Source organism: Streptomyces sp. NPDC046900 (assembly GCF_040644975.1).
Classification (GTDB): domain Bacteria; phylum Actinomycetota; class Actinomycetes; order Streptomycetales; family Streptomycetaceae; genus Streptomyces.
The window spans coordinates 34,295-53,423 of the sequence record NZ_JBEYXD010000029.1 but is presented as its reverse complement, the minus strand read 5'-3'; the positions used below and the strand labels follow the sequence as shown (position 1 = coordinate 53,423).

Sequence of the window (19,129 nt, the reverse complement as noted above, 5' to 3'; positions counted from 1 at the left end):
CATCCCTCCCCCATCACCGGAGTGTGCACATTGAGGTTCCGCTCCCTACGCAGAGCCGTCCAAGGCATCGCCGTCCTCGGTGCCGTGGCTGCTCTGGCCACCGTCGGCCTGGCCGCGCCGGCCCAGGCCGCCACCCCGCCCCTGCCGGAACTGAACATCACCGGCACCTATGTCACCGGAGTCTCCTCGGGCGGCTTCATGGCCACCCAGCTCCAGGTCGCCTACTCCCGGACCTTCGACGGCGCCGGCATCGTCGCGGCCGGGCCGTACGACTGCGGTCAGGGCAATGTGATCAAGTTCGTCACCTGCGACCTGGGGCTGGGCGTCGGCACGCTGGAGCGCCAGGCCGAGGACTGGGCGGCGCAGAGCCGTATCGACCCCGTCGCCGACCTGGCGGGCAAGCCGGTGTACACCTATCACGGCTACCTCGACCCGGTCGTCAACCCGCTGGTCTCCCAGGCCGGCGTCGACTTCTACCAACACTTCGGCGCCGATGTCACCTACCACGACTGGGACCCGGCCGGGCACTCCTGGCCACGCCCGACGGCGTCGTGCCCTGCGCGCTGACCCTGCCGCCGTTCCTGAACAACTGCCACAACGACCCGCAGCGCGAGATGCTCACCGCATGGCTGGGCGGGGTCAACCCGCGCAACAGCGGCGCGCCGCAGGGCACCCTCAGCCACTTCGACCAGACCGCCTATGTCCCCGGCGGCTCCGCCGGGGACTTGTCCATGACACCACCGGGCAGCTCTATGTCCCGCCCTCCTGCGCCGCCGGCGCCCCTTGCAAACTCGTGGTGGCCCTGCACGGCTGCCTGTCCGCCCAGCAACTCCTCGGCACCGCCTTCGCCGAGAAGGGCAACCTCGACACCTACGCCGACACCAACGACCTCGTCGTCCTCTACCCGCAGGACGTCTCCAGCATCTGGCCGGTGAACCCGCAAGGCTGCTGGGACTGGTTCGGCTACACCGGCTCGGACTACGCGGTCAAGAGTGCGCCGCAGATGAGGGCCATCGTCAACGTGGTCCACGCCTTGGGCGGTTGACCCGGCTCGGCGGTCCGGCCCGTCCTCTCGGTGCCCACGGACAAGTACCCACCTAAGGGTGGGGGTGAAAGGGACACACCAGGAGGGTCCGACCAATGGCCACCACAACACTCCGCATCGCCACAGACGTTGCGACCGCTCGGGAGTTCCTGCGGGTCAGCATGGGAAGGGGGCGCACCGCCCGCAGCATCACCGATCAGCACCGGGACAACCTCGTGGCTGAGCAGGACGTCGGGCCGTGGGAGTGGGGCGAGGCGTACACCGACATCGGCTCCGCCTCCAAGTTCGCCACCAAGGCCCGCGAGGACTTCGAGCGGCTGACGGCCGACCTCGCCGACGGCACTTTCGGTGCCTCTGGTGACATCCTCGTGCTGTGGGAGATCTCCTGCCTCGCCCGCGAGACCGGCAAGGACGTCAAGCTCATCGACCTGTGCGAGGCCGGTGGGTGACGCCCTGGACGCGTGATCCCGAGCACGACCGAGCCCCCGAGCGACCAGCCGGGGGCTCGGTGCTGTGTGGGCTACTCGGCTGCGCCCCGGGCACGGGCCAGCAGTACCCGGACCAGGATCGCCGTCGCCGCCGGGTCCGGCCGCACGAGGCTGGCGTGCGCCCGGTGGGCGTAGATGTCCCGCCCCGGCCCGCTGTTGCCCGGCTCGTGCGCGACGAACACCGCGTCGGCCGGGTCGGTGAGCGGCTCATCGCGGTGGCGGCACACCCGGACCGCGCTCACCGGTTCGCCCCGCCCAGGTTCTGCACGTGATCGCACAGCGCGTTAACCGAGCGGGCCAGCTTGGTGACGACGGACAGGCGCAGCCGGTCGTTGTCCCCCTCGCCCAGCCTGAGCCGCATGCGTGCCTCGCCGATGCAGGCGAGTGCGCACGCCCGGGGGATGTCGTCCTTCGGCAGCCGACCGGCGGCCGACTCCACCTCGGGCACGAGCTGCCGGATGTGATCGCGGAGCAGGAGCCCGAGGTTCAACAGCTCCTGCGCTGTGGTCTGTTCGGCGTCTCCGGCCAGGAGCCGCCGGGCCGTGGCCCGCATCGTCTGCAGGTCCAGCGGTGGCGCCTCTGCCATGGTCGGCGGCCGGGATGTACGTTGCGTCATGTCGTCGCTCCCTCGAAGCGTCGGCCAGCCCCGGGACGGTGTCCGCCGTCGCCGGGGTCTTCCGTTGGTCAACGTACTAAGCCATCTAGAGCTATGTATAGCTCTCCCGAGATTCGTGCAGCTCCGGGGCGCCTTACGTTGCATGAGTGAGTGATCGCAGCGAGGTACCGGACTTCAACCCCCAGGGACCGCAGCTCATCTATGTCGCCGTCGCCGACCACATCGAGGCGCGGATCAGGACCGGGGAGCTTCAGCCCGGAGCTCGCCTGCCCGCAGAGCGCGACCTCGCCCAGGAGTACGGCGTCGCCTACCTCACCGTCCGGCGTGCAGCCCAGGTGCTGCGTGAGCGCGGCCTCATCGTGACGGTGCACGGCCGGGGAACCTTCGTCTCCGATCCGCTCCCGCCGGAAGACGGCGCCTAGCCTCGGGACCTCCAGCCGGGTGACCCCCGGACCTGACACGGCTGACGCGTCAGACCGGCCCCCGACCACCCCTTACGGGGGTGGATGGCTGACACGGGCTCTGACAGCCCGGCTGACACGCCTGACACCCGGTTGACGCGGCCGGGCCGACACACCCCCTCGGACAGTCTGTCCGCGCCGGGACGGGGAGCGGACAACGTTCCCGGACGCGAGCTCTCCCGGGACAGCCTGTCCCGGGACACGGGCCGGACAACTGATCCCCCGCGTTGTCCGGTGCCCCGGGACAACTGCACCCGCTTGTGCAGGTGCTGTCCCGGTGCGGGACAGGGCCGGACACCGCTACGCTGCCCGGTCATGAAGTCCGACATCGTTGAGATCAAGCGGTGGAAGACGCCGCAGCCGCAGCGTGACACGGCAAGAAGTCCTGCACCCGCGACTTGGTGGCCGACGTCTACGTGAAGGATGCGGGCAGCCCCCGCATCCACTGGACTGTGTGCCCGCACTGGCTCGACAACGAGCCGGACGTCGCGGCATTCGAGGCGGCCTGCCGCTAGCTGCGGCCGTGAGTCTTGCGCTCCAGCTCGTTCAGGCGGTCGATGGCCAACCGCACGTAGTCCCCGGCGCAGCGACGATTGCCGTCTGCCTGCCGAACCGCCGGTGGTTCTCCCGGTCATTCCGTGAATCCGGGTCCAGCACGCCGTCGAGGAGCCGCGTGGGCGGAGCCGCCGCGAACGCCTCATCCCATGTCTGCGTCACCTTGGCCAGGTGCCCACGCAGGGCGCTGTCCTTCCTGCGCTCCGCCAGATCCTGAATGCGGCGGGCCGTCTCGCGCCGCTCCTCCTGGAACCAGTCGGCGCGGCGCCCCCTGCGCACTGATGTCCTCGAACAGCCCGCGTATCGCAGTCAGGGCCTCGCGCAGCTCGTCGTCAGCGGGACCCAGGGCGACCCTGTTACGGCGCACCCACACACTGCGGGCCCCAGCACCGAGCGTCCACGCGAACGCCAGCCAGCCGGGCAGGAACTTGGGTCAGTCGGCCCACCGGGAAGAAGCAGCCAGTGTCATGCGGGGATTGTGTGGTCTGGGGCCCGGCCCTGAGCAGACCGCTGCCGGCGTTGCTGGGACGCATCGGATCGGCGCGGGTGCTCAGGACGACGGACTTCTCGTTCTGAGCACCCGTGTCCCGCCACACGGCGGGGCCCACCTCGCAGCGAGGGGAGGAGGCCGGACGGTGCCTCACATGTTGATCATGTGGCCGGCCAGGCCGTGCACCGCTTCCTTGACCGCCTCCCCGAGCGTGGGGTGGGCGTGCACATTGCGCGCCACCTCATGGACGGTCAGGTCCCACTGCTGGGCCAGGGTCAGTTCGGGCAGCAACTCGGTGACGTCGGGGCCGATGAGATGGCCGCCGATGAGCTCGCCGTACCTGGCGTCGCTGATCAGCTTCACGAAGCCGGTGGTGTCGCCGAGGCCGTGCGCCTTGCCGTTCGCGGTGAACGGGAACTTCGCCACCTTGACGTCGAAACCGCGCTCGCGTGCCTGGGCCTCGGTGTAGCCGAAGCTGGCGATCTGCGGCTGGCAGTAGGTGGCGCGCGGGATCATCGCATAGTCGAGTTCCATGGTCTCCGCGTCCGCGAGGGTCTCGGCGGCCACCACGCCCATCGCCTCGGCGGCGTGCGCCAGCATCAGCTTGGCGGTGACGTCGCCGATGGCGTAGATGTGCGGGACCGAGGTGCGGCAGCGCCCGTCGATGTCGATGGCTCCGCGCTCGCTGACGCGCACGCCGGTGTTCTCCAGGCCGAAGCCCGTGACGTTGGGCGCGAAGCCGAGCGCCTGGAGCACCTTGTCGGCCTCCAGGACCTGCTGGGCGCCGTCCTTGCCGGTGACGGTCACGCGGACCTGGGGGCCCGACTCGTCGATGGCGTCGACCCGGGTGGACGTGAGCACGTCGATGCCCAGCCTGCGGTACTGCTTGGCGAGTTCGGCGGAGACCTCGACGTCCTCCAGCGGCGCGATGCGGTCGAGGAATTCGACGACGGTGACCTTCACGCCGTAGTTGTGCAGGACGTAGGCGAACTCGACACCGATAGCCCCGGCGCCCGCGATGAGGATCGACTGGGGCAGATCCTCGGCGAGGATCTGCTCCTCGTATGTCACCACGCGCGAGGTCCGGCGGGTGCCGGGCAGCAGCTTCGGGGTGGCGCCGGTGGCGATGATGCAGTGGTCGAACCCGATGGTGCGGCCGGCGCCGTCGTATCCGGCGACCTGAAGGGTGTGCGGGTCCAGGAAGGTGCCGCGGCCGTCGATCTCCGTGATCTTGTTCTTCTTCATCAGGTAGTGGACGCCCTTGACGCGGCCGTCGGCGACACGGCGGCTGCGGAGGAAGGCCTCGCCGTAGTCGAACGTGACCTGCCCGTCCACCTTGATGCCGAAGGTCTTGGCCTCACGGGTGAAGATGTGCGCCAGCTCCGCGTTGCGCAGCAGCGCCTTGGTGGGGATGCAGCCGACGTTCAGGCAGACCCCGCCCCAGTACCTCTCCTCGACGATGGCGACGCGTTTGCCCAGCTGTGCGGCGCGGATCGCGGCGACATAGCCGCCGGGGCCCGCACCGAGTACGACCACGTCGAAGTGCTCGTCCTGCTCGGCCATTTTCGTTCGCCTCTCTCCTGGGCACTGCTTCCGCTGCCGTGGCGGACCCGGCCGCCCGGCTCCGCCCCGCGTAAGGCTACGCGTCGGGTGGGCAGGGCTGCCTCAGCCACCGGGCGGAAGCGGCATGTTTCTGCCTGCGCGTGTCCGCCCCAGCTCGATCTCCAGGTGGCTCCTGCCGGAGTGGAGAGGGCTTCGCTGCCGCGCGAACCCTGCCGCTTCGCGCGGGTCGCGACGCGCACCGGCCTGTCCGCGTGGGCCCGTTGTGGGCTCTGGTGACGGATGCGACGATGCCGGCACGGATGCCGCGACGAAGGGGAGCACCTTGAGTGACGGGGACGAGCGGTCACGGGCGGCCGCGGTGTTCGACGCGCTGGGCGGCGAGTACGAGAAGGCCTTCGCCCGCTCAGCGGCCCACCGCGCGTCGTTGACTTGGCTCTTGCGGCAACTCGACCCCGGAAGCGGGGTGTTGGACGTGGGTAGCGGCACGGGCCGGCCCACCGCGGCGACGCTCGCCGCGGCAGGACACGATGTGCTCGGCATCGACGTCTCCCCGGTCATGGTCGATATCGCCGCTCGCCAGGTGCCGGGCGCCGTCTTCCAGCGCGCCGATGTCCGCGAGTTCCCGCTCGAGGACGCTTCCTTCGACGCGGTCTGCGTCTACTTCGCGCTGCTGCAGATGTCCCGCCAGGAGCAGTCCGCCGTCGTGCGGCGGCTGGCGCGGGCCGTGAAGCCGGGAGGCAGCGTCGCCCTGGCCACCGTGCCGCTCGACGTCGAGGACGTCGAGGGTGTCTTCATGGGACAGGCCGTGCGGGTGACGAGCTTCGCTCCCGCGGACTTCGTCGGCCTTGCCGAGGGGGCGGGACTGACGGTGGTCTCCCAGGAGAGCACGATGTTCGCCCCCGCCCATCCCGAAGCCACGCCTGAACCCCAGCTGTTCCTCCACTGCCGGCGCGACAGGGCATGAACTCCGGGTGCGCCGTGGCGGGGGCGGAGTCCGGTCCCGCGCCACGGCGGCGCGTACGTAGGGCAGATTGACGGGCGCTGAAGGAAGGCCCGCGCGCCAGGAGTTTCCAGTCGATACGGGGTTCGCCTTGCGGGAGTTGATCCCGGAGGCACCCGGGGGTCAGTTGCCCGCCATCACGGCCCTGAGTTCGTCGAGCGACTCCTGGATGAGGTGCCAGAGGTCCCGCTCGTTCTCCTCCTCGATCCAGCGCTCGAACGCGACCTTGAAGACGGCGACCCCCGCCTCGGCGGTCAGGCTCGCCGCCGGCTCGGCGACGCCCCGCAGGCGCAGGGCGTCGGCGAGCGCCGCGGACAGCGACGCGAGTTTGATCAGTTCCCGCTCACGCAGTTCCGCGTTCGCGATGATCGCCTTCTGACGCTCCCGGGCGTATGCGTGGCGCTCCTGAAAGGCGCCGGCGACGACCTCGAGCGCCTGGGCCACGGCGTCGAGCGGCGCCGCGGACTCAGGGGCGCCGGAGACGGTGCTCACGAAGAGGGCCTCCAGCGATGCGGCGCCCGCGAACAGGACTTCCCGCTTGTCGGCGAAGTACCGGAAGAACGTTCGCTCGGTGAGCCCGGCCCGCCTGGCGATCTCCGCCACTGTGGTCTGTTCGAAACCGCGTTCGCCGTACAGCTCGAGTGCCGCCTGCTCCAGGCGCCCGCGCGAGTTCGGTTCCCATCGACCCATGCCCTGATCTTACGTGATGACAGTTACTGACATCGGTGCTACGGTCGATGACAGTCACTGACATCGACCTTCCGTGCGGCCCCCTCGCGCCCAGGACGGTCGACCTACCTGAAGGACTTTCCATGCGGGTTTTCGTCACAGGAGCGTCCGGCTGGATCGGCTCCGCCGTCGTTCCCGAACTCATCGGCGCGGGCCATCAGGTCGTCGGGCTCGCCCGCTCGGACGCCTCGGCCGCCGCACTCACCGCGGCCGGAGCCGAGGTGCGGCGCGGCACCCTCGACGATCTCGACGTCCTGCGCGGCGCGGCCGCCGCGTCGGACGGTGTGATCCACCTGGCGTTCAAGCACGACATCGCCTTCTCCGGCGACTTCCAGGGCGCCGCCGATGCGGACCGCCGTGCCGTCGAGACGTTCGGCGACGCGCTCGCGGGTTCCGGGCGGCCGTTCGTGCTCGCCTCCGGGACGCTCGGGCTCGCCCCGGGACGCGTGGCCACTGAGGAGGACACGGGCCCCGACCTCTCCATCGAGCATCTGAGCTCCGGTCCGCGGACCCGGATGGGTACCGCGCAGCTCGCGCTCTCCCTCGCTTCCCGTGACGTCCGTACGTCCGTGGTGCGGCTGCCTCCCACGGTGCACGGCGACGGGGACCAAGGCTTCATGGCCGCGCTGGTCGGCGTCGCCCGGGCCAAGGGCGTGGCGGGCTACGTAGGCGACGGGACCGACCGCTGGCCCGCCGTGCACCGGCTCGACGCGGCGCGCCTGTTCCGTCTCGCCCTCGAGAACGCTCCGGCCGGATCGGTGCTGCACGCGACCGCCGACGAAGGAGTGCAGATCCGCGCCGTCGCGGAAGTGATCGGGCGGCATCTCGGTCTCCCCGTGGCCTCCGTCCCCCAGGAGTCCGCGGCCGAACACTTCGGCTGGCTGGCCGGCTTCATCGCACTCGACAGCCCGGTCTCCAGCGCCCTGACCCGTGAACTGCTGGAGTGGCAGCCAACAGGCCCTGGGCTCATCGACGACCTCGAGAAGGGTCACTACTTCCACACCACCGCGTAGATCGGGCCTCGCCGGCCGCTGCACACCCGGGGGTGACCGTGCCCGCGGCCCGGCAACGGCGAGTACGAGGTCCCTCGAATCGGCGCCGACCCGCCGCACCACGTCCTCGCCGCCCGGACCCGGACCTCGCCGTCCCCGAAGCCGAGTGGCCGGGGCGGTGCGGCGCCCGTGCGAGACGGGTGAAGTGCCGGCCGCGAACGCGTTCGCGGCCGGCAGTGCCACTCCGGGAGGTCACTGCTCGCGCATGCCCCAGGGCGAGCCGTAAGCCGTCAGCAGCTCCAGGAACGGACGAGGCCGGAAAGCCTCCGGGCCGAGGACGCCCGAGCCGGACCAGGCGCCCGTGGCGAGCAGCTCCAGAGCGATCACGGGGTTGACGGCCGTCTGCCACACCACGGCCTGGCAGCCGTACTCCGCCATGGACCACTGGTTGTCGACCACGTGGTACAGATACACCTCGCGCGGTGCCCCGCCCTTGGCGCCGCGCACCCAGGTGCCCGCGCAGGTCTTGCCGCGCATGCGCTCACCCAGCGTCGCGGGGTCCGGCAGACAGGCCGCGACGACGTCCCGCGGCGAGACTGCGACCGGACCGGCCGGGCCCGGCACCGTCACCGGATCGGTGCGGTCGAGTCCGAGCAGGTGGAGTGTCTTCAGCGTCTCGACGAACTCCCGCCCCAACCCGTACTTGAAGGTGACGCGGCGGGCGTCCACCCAGCGCGGGACCAGCAGCACCTCCTCGTGTTCCACGTTCACGCACTCGACCTCGCCGATGCCCTCCGGGAAGTCGAACACCTCGGGCTCGCTGAACGGTGCCGTGGTGAACCAGCCCCGCCCGGCCTCGTAGACGACGGGCGGGTTGAGGCACTCCTCGATCGTGGTCCAGATGCTGAAGGACGGTGCGAAGTCATAGCCGTCGACGGTGAGGTTCGCGCCGTCGCGGATGCCGATCTCCTCGATCTCGTCGAAGAGTTCATCGGCCGCGTAGCGGGCGAACACGTCCGAAAGGCCCGGCTCCACGCCCATTCCGACGAGCGCGAGCATGCCCTCCTTCTCCCACTCGTCGGCCTGCGCGAACTGGGCGTCGCCGAGCTTGACCCCGCATTCCTCGTAGGGCCGTTCGGGGTGCGGACGGGACAGTGACATCGCCATGTCGAGGTAGGTGGCCCCGGCCGTATGCGCCGCCTGGAACAACGGCATGACGAACCGCGGGTCGGTCGCGTTGACCAGCACGTCGCAGTGGTGCTTTGCCAGCAGTGCGGCCACCGCGGCCTCGTCCCCCGCGTCCACGGACTCCGCGACGAAGCGGCCGTCGTCGCCGAGGGCCGCCACGGCCGCCTCGGCACGGGCCGGGTCATAGTCGGCGACCACCATCGTCTCGAAGAACGCACGCCGGGCAGCGATCCTGGTGATCGCGGTGCCCACGCCGCCGGCTCCCACGAGCAGTACACGCATGGCAAGACTCCCTGTCGGTCTCTGGATGCTTCGGTGTCTCGGATGGCAAGGCGCGCCCTTGGCCGCAGATACAACGCCCGGTGTTCCCGTAAGGTCAATGGCGTTGGCATAAGAGACGACCGAGGAGGATGTGGTGCCGAAGCAGGTGGTGCCCGAGGAGAGGCGGCGACGGCGCCGTCCCACCAAGAGCGGCACCGTGCTGTCAGAGAGCCTGATCGTCGAGACCGCGCTGCGGATGCTGCGCGAGCACGGCAGCTCGGGACTCACCGCACGGCGCCTCGGGACGGCGCTCGACTGCGACCCGAGCACGCTCTACCGCTACTTCCGCGGCATGGACGACCTCACCCTCGCCATCGGCGACGCTCTCATCGGGCAGGCGCTGCGGGGCTGGGAGGCGACGGGGGAGTGGCGTGCGGACCTGCGTGCTGTCGGACTGCGGATCCATGCCGCCTATGTGGCCCATCCGCAGGCGGCCCAGCTGACGGCGAGCCGCGTCACCGGCCGGCCGAACGAGCTGGCGGCCGACGAGGCGGTCCTGGAGGTGCTGCGCACGGCCGGGTTCCCGCTGCCCGACACGGTCCGGATCTACCACGCCTTCATCGACCAGACGCTCGCCTTCGCCGCGCTCGACGCGGCCTCCCTGGCGCTGCCGAGGGCCGCTCTGCACGCCGATGAGGGCATGTGGCGCTCGACGTACGCCCGGCTTCCCGCCGCGACCCACCCGCGCATCGCCGAGGCCGCTCCGCTTCTCGCCACGCGGATGGTCGCCAGCGCCTACCCGACGGCACTGGAGATGCTGCTGGACAGCGCGGCGGCCCGGCTGGCCGCACTGCACTGACAAGCGGGTCCCGGCTCGGCGGCCGGGCCGAGGGCCCTCTCGCCTGGCGTCGCCGTCGGCCGAGCTCACCTGGGACCTCCGAGGGTGCCCCGGCTTTCAGGCCGGGGAGGAATCGGGCTCCTGCGGAGCAGGGCAGGGATAGCCGGATCGCCGCCAGGGCGATCCGGCGTCCACTCCACGTCGGCGTGAGGCAGCCCATAATGATCAAGAGCTCTCAACTGTCAGTCCTCCCGGGTAGGTTCAGGTGCGTGACGACAGAGGCGCACACGGAAGTGTCCGGGCATGCCCGGTACACCTTCCGTGTGCGCCTGTCCGCGACGGCCCGGCGTCAGCTTGAAGCCGAGTGGGACCGGTGCCGGTGGATCTGGAACGAATGTGTGGCGAAGTCGAAGGCCGTGTATCAGCAGGCCAGGGCAACGGGCGAGAAGCTGACGTGTGGCCCGGCGCAGCTCGACAAGATGCTGACCGAGGCCCGCAGGATGACGCCCTGGCTCGCTGAGGGCGCTTCGGTCCCTCAGCAGCAGGTGATACGCGACTTCGCCAAGTCCCGCGCGAAGGCCCTGAAGGACATCAAGGACCGGCTTCCGACACACCGCCGGGCGGGGATGCCCAGGTGGAAGAAGAAGCGGGAGGCGCGGCCGAGCTTGAACTACACCCGGCGCGGCTTCCGGCTTGATGACGGTCGTCTGCACCTTGCGGGCGGGATCGTCCTGACGGTGGTGTGGTCGCGGGAGCTGCCCGCGGATCCGTCCAGTGTGCGCGTGTACCAGGACAGCCTCGGCCACTGGTACGCGTCCTTCGTCCTCCCGACTCAGGTCGAGCCGCTCTCTGAGACCGGCCGCTTCCTGGGCGTGGACTGGGGTGTGAAGGAGACCGCCACCACCACCGATGACGCCTACGACCTCCCGAACGCCGAGCACGGCAAGCGGGCCGCGCAGCGGCTTGCGAAGTACCAGCGGATGATGGCCCGGCGGCGCCGGCCGAAGGGACAGCCCGCATCCGCCGGCTACCGGCAGGCGCAAGCCCAGGCCGCGAAGCTGAACAAGAAGGTGGCTCGGCAGCGGGAGGACACCGCCCGCAGGTGGGCCAAGCGTGTGATGCGCGGTCATGACGGCGTTGCCGTGGAGGACTTCCGGCCGAAGTTCCTCGCGAAGACCACCATGGCCCGCAAAGCGGCGGATGCCGCCATCGCAGCGACCAAACGCGCCCTGCTCGAGATGGGCCGCAAACACGCGCGAGACGTCCGTCTCGTGCACCCGGCGCACACCACGATGGACTGTGCGCAGTGCGGAGCGAGAACCAAGCACGCACTACCTCTCTCCGAACGAACCTATGCCTGCACCGTGTGCGGAGCCGTATCCCCCAGGGATAAGAACTCCGCCCGCGTGATGCTGGTCCGGGCAGGTTGGAACCCGGACGGTGTCGAGGGCGTAAGACCGCCGGGGCCGCTGGCCCATGCGGCAGCCTGAGCCGTAAATCCCCACGCACGCCCGAAGGCGCCCCGCCGGGGGGCGTCCGGCCACCAGGCCGGGCGGGAATCCCCCGCCTTCCGCGGGGGGAGCCTTCAATGTGCGTGTCGCTCGCCGGCCGCGGCGTTCAGGCGTTCACGTTGCGGGACCACGACGTAGGCGGGGTCCTTCGTGGACGCGACTCCCGCCTCGAAGGTGCCGAAGCGCTGCAGGGCGCTGCCGGCGAGCAGCGACAGTCCGGCCGCCACCGCTGCCGCGCGGCTGCGCCGGGCGACCGTCACGGCGGCGAGTGCTCCGCCGAGAGTGAGGCACTCCGATGCCTGGCGCAGACGATGGGCCCGTCCGGTGGTGTAGGCCTTGGGTACCAGACCCGGCCGGCGATCGATCAGCCGGGCCGCGACGAGTTCGACCGCCGCCCCCACCGCGCCCAGTCGCCGGGCGGGGCCTGCCTCGTCCACGGGGGCCACGAGCATCCCCAGACCGCCACCGCTGGCGGCAGCCGACCCGGTGAATACGAAGGGAAGCTCCTGACGGGCCTCATGCCAGGCTGGCACGGCCGTCTGGGACAGCAGTACCGCCGTGTAGGCGGCGAGCGCCGGTGCCATCGCCGCCGAGGACATCCCGGCCGGGCGGGCCGCCTTGTGCAGCAGCCGCCCGGGCAGGCTGCTCCGCAGGGTGGCGGGCAGCAGCTCCGCCGTGGCGGCAAGACTGATGCCGGGACTGTAGGCCATGAGGATCCAGGTGCCGACGGACATCGGTGAACTCGGCTTCGCGACCCGGAGCATGTGGTGGAACCGCTCGGGCCGGCCGAGGTCCGCGATCAGGAAGTAGCTGCTCGCCAGCAGTGCGCCGAAGCCGCCCAGGCGGCACCACCGGCGCAGCTCCGGGCGTCCCGTGACGTCGGCGCCGGCCGCGAGCAGGGCGCCCCCCGCCGAGAGCCCGCCGGCGAACAGATAGGCCGGCACCTTCCACTCCCACACCGGCGGCTTCAGCACCGGCCGGCCGTAGTACGAGCGGAAGTCCGTGCGCGGCACGGCGGACCCCTCGTGGCCCGCGCCGCCGCGGCCGCCCGAGCCGAACGTGAGTGCGCGGGCGTCGTCGGCGTGCGTGTCGCTGCGCGGCTCACGCGGGACTCCGTCCTCTTCGGTCATCGCCCGCCTCCTTTCAGGAAGACGGCGACGGACGCGGCCAGCAGGCCCGAGGCCGCCACACCGGCGTACTTCCACATGGACGGCAGGTCACGCGTGGGTACGACGGGATCCGGTGGCAGGCCGTACACCTCCGGCTCGTCGAGCAGCAGGAAGAAGGCTCCGTCGCCGCCCACGCCGTCGTCGGGGTCCCGCCCGTACAGCCGCGCCTCGCTCACGCCCGCCTCGTGCAGTTGCTCCAGCCGTCGGTCGGCGCGCTCGCGCAGCTCGTCGAGCGGCCCGAACTGAATGGAGTCCGTCGGACAGGCCTTGGCGCAGGCCGGCTCCAGGTCGCCGCGCAGCCGGTCGTAGCACAGGGTGCACTTCCAGGCGCGCCCGTCGTCGGGCCGGCGGTCGATGACCCCGTACGGGCAGCCGGACACGCAGTAGCCGCAGCCGTTGCAGATGTCGGGCTGCACCACGACCGAGCCGAACTCCGTGCGGAAGAGCGCTCCCGTGGGGCAGACGTCGAGACAGCCGGCGTGCGTGCAGTGCTTGCACACGTCGGAGGCCATCAGCCAGCGGAACTGGGTACGGGTCTCCGCACCGGCGGTGGCTCCGGGCAGTTCGAAGGAGGGGAACCCGAGGTCGACCGGGCCGGTGCCCAGCTCGCCGCCGCCGCGCGGGGAGTCGCGCACGGCGTCCGCGACCACCTCCGCGGTGGCCTCGGTGCTGGAGGGGCCCGTGGGAAGTCCGGACAGCCCCGGGTCCTGCCGTCCCAGCGGGCGCTCCTGCTCCACGAACGCGACGTGCCGCCAGGAACTCGCGCCGAGCATGCCGGTGTTGTCGTACGACATGCCGAGCAGCTCGATGCCGTCCTCCGGGACGTCGTTCCATTCCTTGCACGCCACTTCGCACGCTTTGCAGCCGATGCACACGGAGGTGTCCGTGAAGAAGCCCACGCGGGGCGGCGGGTCGCTGTGGCCGGCGTCCGCCGCGGGGTCCTCGAGCGGCCCGTAGAGGCTGTGCTTGTCCGTCATGAGGACTCCTCCGGACGGCCCGGTTCGGTGTGGGCCGGGCTCTGGTCGGCACCGGTCGTCAGGATGCGGGTGCCGGTCGCCGGTGTGATCCCGGCCCGGCGGCGGTACTCCTTCACGTACTCCAGCAGGGCGGGGCCCCGAGGCCGGGGTCCGGGGCGGATGTCGCAGGTCAGTACCTTGCTCTCCTGGATGAGCACATTGGGGTCGGCCACCACGCCGATCAGGTCGTTGACCACGTCGCCGCGAGTGAGCCCCGTGGAGCCCCAGTGGTAGGGCATCCAGACCTGGTGGATGATCCGGCCGTCGACCCGCAGCGGCGCCATCCGGTCGGTGACGACCACGCGGGCGTCCACCGCGGTCCGGCTCGTGATCACATGTGCCCGGTCAAGGTGGCGCAGACCGCGTTCGGAGGCGAGCTCCGGTGACACCTCCACGAAGAGTTCCGGCTGAAGCTCCGAGAGGTACGGCAGTTGCCGGCTCATGCCGCCCGCGGTGTGGTGCTCGGTGAGCCGCGAGGCGGTGAACACGAAGGGGAACACCTCGTGGTGCGCCTCGGGCGGAGCGGGGTTGGACGGGTTGTCGGGACGCCCGTACACCTTCCGCACCGGATTGCCCTGCTGGCCGTAGAGCAGGTTCCGCAGCGGGGACTCCGCAGGCTCGTAGTGGGTGGGCAGCGGGCCGTCGGCCAGCCCGGCCGGGGCGAACAGCCAGCCCTTGCCGTCGGCCATCATGATGAACGCGTCGCTGCCGGAGAGCGCCTCCGGCCCCGATGCCCCCTCCGGCGGTCGGTAGTCGGGCGGTTTGTTCTTCTCGAAGTCCGGAATGTCGTGTCCGGTCCACTCGTGGCGCTCCTCGTCCCACCACACGAGGGCCTTGCGCTTGCTCCAGGGCCGCCCCTGCGGATCGGCGGAGGCCCGGTTGTACAGGACGCGCCGGTTCAGCGGCCAGGTCCAGCCCCACTCCGCGTCGTACGGACCCTGTTCCAGCCGCGACTTGCGGCGGCGGGCCTGGTTGACCTCGTCGGCGTAGACCCCGCTGTAGATCCAGCAGCCGCAGGAGGTGGAGCCGTCGTCCTTGAGGTCGAGGTAGCTGTCGACCGTCCGGCCGGTGCGCAGGTCGATCCCGTTGATGTGGCGCAGCACGTCCGCCGGGGACGGTTCGCCGCCCTCGGTCCGGTAGTCCCAGGCGAGGTCGAGGACCGGGCGGTCGCGTTCGTCGGTCGAGCCGGAGAGCTTCTCCTTGATGCGCAGGCCGAGCTGGTAGAAGAACCACAGTTCCGAGCGCTGGTCCCCGCTCGGTTCGACGGCCTGGTCCCGCCATTGCAGCATCCGTTGCGTCTGGGTGAACGTGCCGGCCTTCTCCACGTGCGAGGCGGCCGGGAAGAAGAACACCTCCGTGGGGCAGCGTTCGGTGACGATCTCGCCGGTCTCGATCTCGGGAGCGTCCTTCCAGAACGAGGCGCTCTCGATCATCGTGAGGTCGCGCACCACCAGCCACTCGAGGTTCGCCATGCCCAGGCGCTGCAGCCGGCCGTGGGCCGATCCGACCGCCGGGTTCTGGCCGAGCAGGAAGTAGCCGAAGACCTTCCCGTCGACCATGTCCATCACGGTGCGGTACGTGCCGTGGTCGCCGTTGATCCGCGGCAGGTAGTCGAAGCAGTAGTCGTTCTCTGCGGTCGCCGCGTCGCCCCAGTACTCCTTGAGCAGGGAGATCATGTAGGAGTCGGCGTTGCCCCAGTACCCCTTCTGCTTGGGGTGGCGGACTCCGTTCAGATAGGTCGCCAGGTTCTCGTGGGTGGTGTCCGGCATCGGCAGATAGCCGGGCAGGAGGTTGAACAGGGTCGGGATATCGGTGGAGCCCTGGATGCTGGCGTGCCCGCGCAGCGCGTAGATGCCGCCGCCGGGACGGCCGATGTTGCCCATCAGGAGCTGGACGATCGCACCCGCCCGGATGTACTGGACGCCGACGGAGTGCTGGGTCCAGCCGACGCTGTACACCAGTGCGGTGGTGCGCTCCCGGCCGGAGTTCTGCGTCCAGGCGCGGCACACGTCCAGGAACAGGTCCTGGGGCACCCCGCAGATCCGCTCCACCATCTCGGGCGTGTAGCGGGAGAAGTGCCGCTTGAGCACCTGGAACACACTGCGGGGATGCGCGAGGTCCGGATCGGACGCGACATCGCCGGAGCATCCCTCGACGGCCGGGCCGCCGGCGCCGTGCTGGTACGGCGCGGACTGCTCCTTGTTCCGGTCGCCCGCGTGCTCCTCGGCCTGGATGCTCTCGTACGCCCAGCTCGACGGGTCGTACGAGGCGGTGTGCGGGTCGTAGCCACTGAACAGGCCGTCCAGGTCCTCGGTGTCCTGATACCGCTCGCTCAGGAGGCATCCCGCATTGGTGTACGCCCTCACGTACTCACGGAACTCCAGGCCGTTGGACAGGATGTGGTTGATCACGCCGCCGAGGAAGGCGATGTCGGTGCCGGCGCGCAGCGTGACGTGCTGGTCGGCCAGCGCACTGGTGCGGCTGAACCGGGGGTCGATGTGGATGACCCTGGCGCCGCGCGCCTTGGCCTCCATCACCCACTGGAACCCGACCGGATGGGCCTCGGCCATGTTCGAGCCCATGATGATGATGCAGTCGGCGTTGATCAGGTCCTGCTGGTAGTCGGTGGCGCCGCCACGTCCGAACGAAGCTCCCAGACCGGGAACGGTGGCGGAGTGTCAAATACGCGCCTGGTTCTCGATCTGAAGCGCACCGAGAGCGGTGAACAGCTTCTTGATCAGGTAGTTTTCCTCGTTGTCGAGCGTGGCGCCGCCCAGGCCCGCGAAACCCATGGTGCGCCGGAGCGTGTTACCGGCCTCGTCGGTGTCCTGCCAGCCCTTGCGGCGCGCGTCCAGCATCCGGTCGGCCACCATGTCAACGGCCGTCTCCAGGTCCAGTTCCTGCCACTCGGTGGCGTACGGGGGCCTGTACCGCACCTTCTGCTCACGCTGCGGGCCGGTCACGAGCTGCTTGCTGGCCGAGCCCTTGGGGCACAGGCGGCCACGCGAGATCGGGCTGTGCGGGTTGCCCTCGATCTGGATGACCCGCTCGTCCTTGACGTAGACGCGCTGCGCGCAGCCCACCGCGCAGTAGGGGCAGACCGAGTCCGCGACCCGGTCCGCCTCGTCGACGCGGGGTCTCAGGCCAGCCGAGCGCTTCGACTGGGCGGCCTTGCCCCGGCCCAGCCGGTCCGCCCCCGTGATCTGGCGGTACACCGGCCACGCTTGGATCCACCGTTCCAGGCCCATGCACCTGCTCCTTCGTGCGGTGGCGGTCACCAGCAGACGCTACCGCCGGGGTGGCCGTCCGCAAGTCGAGGCGCGCGCGGCCGGCCGCCGCAGATACTCAGATACGGTCGCCCGCGGACCGGAGGGTGATCACGAGCTTGCCGCGGGTCCGACCGTCCAGCAGGTGCCGGATGGCCGCGGCGGTCTCGCTGAGCGGGTAGACCCGGTCGATGACCGGTGAGACCTTGCCGCCCTCGATGAGGCCGGACAGGGATGCCAGGTCGTCGGCGTTCTCCGACGCGACGAAGGTGCCGAGGGTCTGAGCGGTCCAAGGGGACAGCAGTTGAGCCCGGAGCTGGCGGTCGACGCCGCCGAGCCAGCGACCGCCGTTCTCGCCCCCGACGATGACGAGGCGTCCCTTCGGCGTCAGAGTGCGGCGGAGATCCGACAGCCGGCGGTTGCCTCCGATGTCGAGGACGACGTCGTAGCGGTGCCGGCCGTCGGCGAAGTCCTCACGGGTGTAGTCGATGACCCGGTCGGCGCGGAGGGCGTGGACCAGGTCGGCCTTGGCGGTACTGCACACGGCCGCGACCTCGGCTCCGTATGCCTTGGCGATCTGCACGGCGAACGTTCCCACGCCTCCCGACGCCCCGACGACGAGCACCTGTTGTCCCGGCCGCACCCGGCCGTGGTCGCGAACGGCCTGCAGGGCGGTGACGCCGGAGATGGGGACGGCGGCCGCCTGGTCGAAGGAGAGAGTCGCAGGCTTGGCGGACTGCCTGTCGGCCCGGACGCAGGCGTACTCGGCGAACGAGCTGTTGCACGTGCCGTACACCTCGTCGCCCGTCGCGACGCCCGTCACGGAGGCGCCCACGGCTTCGACGGTCCCGGCGAAAGCGCGCCCCGGGCTGGGGTTCTTGGGCCTGCGAAGGCCGAACCCTGCCAGCCGGATCGGATAGGGCAGCCCGGCCATGATGTGCCAGGTGCCGCGGTCCACGCCGGCCGCGTGCACCTTCACCAGCACCTCGTCCGGCCTGATCGCCGGCCGGGCGATCTCCGCCGTCCGCAGGACGTCCTCGGGCTCCGGCCCGTACCGGTCCTGCACGATCGACCGCATCGTGGTCGCGCGGGGGGCTGTGGCGGCCGGCCCGCTGGGGGAGTCGAGCGACGTGGGCTGCATCGGGACGCTCCTGGTCCTGGGAGTCTCAGCGTCTGGATCCTTACGTCGTAAGGTTCTTCCTTACCCAGTAAGGTTGTCAAGGTGAAGACGGAAGAACGCCGATGACCCCGCGCACCGGTCGTGACCGGGCGCCCCGTGTCCCCCTCAGCCGCGAGAAGGTGCTCCACGCCGCTGTCGCGCTGGCCGACGAGAGCGGGATCGAGGCGCTCACCATGCGCAAACTCGGCGAGGCGGTCGGCGTCGAGGCGATGTCTCTCTACACGCACGTCGCCAACAAGGAAGACCTGCTCGACGGCATGATCGACCTGGTTTTCGAGGAGATCGAGCTTCCGTCCCCTGAGGGCGACTGGAAGACGGCGCTGCGCCGTCGGGCGATCTCGGTGCGCCTGGTCCTGTCCCGGCACCGCTGGGCGATCGGTCTGATGGAGTCGCGGACCTCCCCCGGCCCCACGACGCTGCGGCATCACGACGCGGTCATCGGGTGCCTGCGCAGGGCCGGCTTCTCCGTCGCGCTGACAGCGCATGCCTACTCCGCCCTCGACAGCTACATCTACGGATTCGCTCTGCAGGAGCGCAACTTGCCGTTCGACACCCCAGGTGAGACGGCTGATCTGGCGCAGGCCATCCTGACGCAGGCCGCCGAGCACTACCCGCACCTGACCGAGCTGGCGACCGAGCACGTCCTCCGCCCCGGCTACGACTACGGCGACGAGTTCGCATTCGGGCTCGACCTGATCCTCGACGGCATCGAGAGGGCCGGTGGCAGGGCGTAGGGCCGCCGTGGAGCGTCCGCGGCACCC

General features: G+C 70.5%; 18 protein-coding genes. 9 read left to right on the top strand and 9 right to left on the bottom strand.

Going from position 1 to position 19,129, the window contains the following annotated elements:
* Nucleotides 1–84: 84 nt before the first annotated feature.
* The 3 genes from ABZ904_RS26040 to ABZ904_RS26030 all read left to right on the top strand — a co-directional run bounded on the left by ABZ904_RS26040 (nucleotide 85) and on the right by ABZ904_RS26030 (nucleotide 1,494).
* Nucleotides 85–567 carry a hypothetical protein gene (locus ABZ904_RS26040; RefSeq protein ID WP_361825762.1) on the top strand — a complete coding sequence of 161 codons (483 nt, stop codon included), beginning with the start codon at nucleotides 85–87 and terminating at the stop codon, nucleotides 565–567.
* The gene (locus ABZ904_RS26035) at nucleotides 494–1,045 is read left to right on the top strand and encodes a PHB depolymerase family esterase (RefSeq protein WP_361825760.1); all 552 of its coding nucleotides are present in this window, start codon (nucleotides 494–496) and stop codon (nucleotides 1,043–1,045) included. Before ABZ904_RS26040 ends, ABZ904_RS26035 begins: the two co-directional genes overlap by 74 nt.
* A gap of 95 nt (nucleotides 1,046–1,140) precedes the next feature.
* Nucleotides 1,141–1,494, top strand: coding sequence for a recombinase family protein (locus ABZ904_RS26030; RefSeq protein ID WP_361825758.1), 354 nt, complete (start codon nucleotides 1,141–1,143; stop codon nucleotides 1,492–1,494).
* A 71-nt stretch (nucleotides 1,495–1,565) separates the two neighbouring features.
* Here the strand turns inward: ABZ904_RS26030 and ABZ904_RS26025 are convergent, their stop codons facing one another.
* Both ABZ904_RS26025 and ABZ904_RS26020 read right to left on the bottom strand, forming a co-directional pair.
* Complete coding sequence (locus ABZ904_RS26025; RefSeq protein ID WP_360995161.1) at nucleotides 1,566–1,775, bottom strand: hypothetical protein; 210 nt, start codon at nucleotides 1,773–1,775, stop codon at nucleotides 1,566–1,568.
* Nucleotides 1,772–2,149, bottom strand: coding sequence for a DUF6415 family natural product biosynthesis protein (locus ABZ904_RS26020; RefSeq protein ID WP_360995164.1), 378 nt, complete (start codon nucleotides 2,147–2,149; stop codon nucleotides 1,772–1,774). Before ABZ904_RS26020 ends, ABZ904_RS26025 begins: the two co-directional genes overlap by 4 nt.
* Nucleotides 2,150–2,295: 146 nt before the next feature.
* On the opposite strand from ABZ904_RS26020, the gene ABZ904_RS26015 reads away from it, so the two are divergent.
* The gene (locus ABZ904_RS26015) at nucleotides 2,296–2,571 is read left to right on the top strand and encodes a winged helix-turn-helix domain-containing protein (protein WP_361825755.1); all 276 of its coding nucleotides are present in this window, start codon (nucleotides 2,296–2,298) and stop codon (nucleotides 2,569–2,571) included.
* Between the two features lie 1,234 nt (nucleotides 2,572–3,805).
* On the opposite strand, the gene lpdA is transcribed toward ABZ904_RS26015, so the two are convergent.
* A complete protein-coding gene (gene lpdA, locus ABZ904_RS26010; protein ID WP_360995176.1) occupies nucleotides 3,806–5,218 on the bottom strand; it encodes a dihydrolipoyl dehydrogenase in 1,413 nt (470 codons plus the stop codon).
* Between the two features lie 322 nt (nucleotides 5,219–5,540).
* On the opposite strand from lpdA, the gene ABZ904_RS26005 reads away from it, so the two are divergent.
* Complete coding sequence (locus ABZ904_RS26005; RefSeq protein WP_359400474.1) at nucleotides 5,541–6,182, top strand: class I SAM-dependent methyltransferase; 642 nt, start codon at nucleotides 5,541–5,543, stop codon at nucleotides 6,180–6,182.
* Between the two features lie 159 nt (nucleotides 6,183–6,341).
* On the opposite strand, the gene ABZ904_RS26000 is transcribed toward ABZ904_RS26005, so the two are convergent.
* The gene (locus ABZ904_RS26000; RefSeq protein WP_361825753.1) at nucleotides 6,342–6,908 is read right to left on the bottom strand and encodes a TetR family transcriptional regulator; all 567 of its coding nucleotides are present in this window, start codon (nucleotides 6,906–6,908) and stop codon (nucleotides 6,342–6,344) included.
* 122 nt (nucleotides 6,909–7,030) lie between these two features.
* On the opposite strand from ABZ904_RS26000, the gene ABZ904_RS25995 reads away from it, so the two are divergent.
* A complete protein-coding gene (locus tag ABZ904_RS25995) occupies nucleotides 7,031–7,960 on the top strand; it encodes an SDR family oxidoreductase (protein WP_361825751.1) in 930 nt (309 codons plus the stop codon).
* 231 nt (nucleotides 7,961–8,191) lie between these two features.
* Here ABZ904_RS25995 and ABZ904_RS25990 read toward each other — a convergent pair whose 3' ends face one another.
* On the bottom strand, nucleotides 8,192–9,409 hold the full coding sequence (locus tag ABZ904_RS25990; RefSeq protein ID WP_361825749.1) for a saccharopine dehydrogenase C-terminal domain-containing protein: 1,218 nt from the start codon (nucleotides 9,407–9,409) through the stop codon (nucleotides 8,192–8,194).
* Between the two features lie 133 nt (nucleotides 9,410–9,542).
* On the opposite strand from ABZ904_RS25990, the gene ABZ904_RS25985 reads away from it, so the two are divergent.
* Together ABZ904_RS25985 and ABZ904_RS25980 are read left to right on the top strand one after the other, a co-directional pair.
* Entirely contained in the window at nucleotides 9,543–10,247 is a 705-nt protein-coding gene (locus tag ABZ904_RS25985; RefSeq protein ID WP_361825747.1) for a TetR/AcrR family transcriptional regulator, read from the top strand.
* 248 nt (nucleotides 10,248–10,495) lie between these two features.
* Nucleotides 10,496–11,716: a transposase gene (locus ABZ904_RS25980; protein ID WP_361825745.1), complete on the top strand. Its 1,221-nt coding sequence runs from the start codon at nucleotides 10,496–10,498 to the stop codon at nucleotides 11,714–11,716.
* A gap of 95 nt (nucleotides 11,717–11,811) precedes the next feature.
* Here the strand turns inward: ABZ904_RS25980 and nrfD are convergent, their stop codons facing one another.
* The 4 genes from nrfD to ABZ904_RS25960 all read right to left on the bottom strand — a co-directional run bounded on the left by nrfD (nucleotide 11,812) and on the right by ABZ904_RS25960 (nucleotide 18,329).
* The gene (gene nrfD, locus ABZ904_RS25975) at nucleotides 11,812–12,867 is read right to left on the bottom strand and encodes an NrfD/PsrC family molybdoenzyme membrane anchor subunit (RefSeq protein WP_361825743.1); all 1,056 of its coding nucleotides are present in this window, start codon (nucleotides 12,865–12,867) and stop codon (nucleotides 11,812–11,814) included.
* Nucleotides 12,864–13,883 carry a 4Fe-4S dicluster domain-containing protein gene (locus ABZ904_RS25970; protein ID WP_359400495.1) on the bottom strand — a complete coding sequence of 340 codons (1,020 nt, stop codon included), beginning with the start codon at nucleotides 13,881–13,883 and terminating at the stop codon, nucleotides 12,864–12,866. Before ABZ904_RS25970 ends, nrfD begins: the two co-directional genes overlap by 4 nt.
* The gene (fdh, locus tag ABZ904_RS25965; protein ID WP_359400498.1) at nucleotides 13,880–17,170 is read right to left on the bottom strand and encodes a formate dehydrogenase; all 3,291 of its coding nucleotides are present in this window, start codon (nucleotides 17,168–17,170) and stop codon (nucleotides 13,880–13,882) included. The genes ABZ904_RS25970 and fdh overlap by 4 nt, the downstream gene beginning before the upstream one ends.
* Before the next feature lie 97 nt (nucleotides 17,171–17,267).
* Entirely contained in the window at nucleotides 17,268–18,329 is a 1,062-nt protein-coding gene (locus tag ABZ904_RS25960; RefSeq protein ID WP_361825741.1) for an NAD(P)-dependent alcohol dehydrogenase, read from the bottom strand.
* Nucleotides 18,330–18,430: 101 nt separating this feature from the next.
* Between ABZ904_RS25960 and ABZ904_RS25955 the strand changes: the two genes are divergently transcribed.
* Entirely contained in the window at nucleotides 18,431–19,102 is a 672-nt protein-coding gene (locus tag ABZ904_RS25955; RefSeq protein WP_361825739.1) for a TetR/AcrR family transcriptional regulator C-terminal domain-containing protein, read from the top strand.
* Nucleotides 19,103–19,129 lie beyond the last annotated feature (27 nt).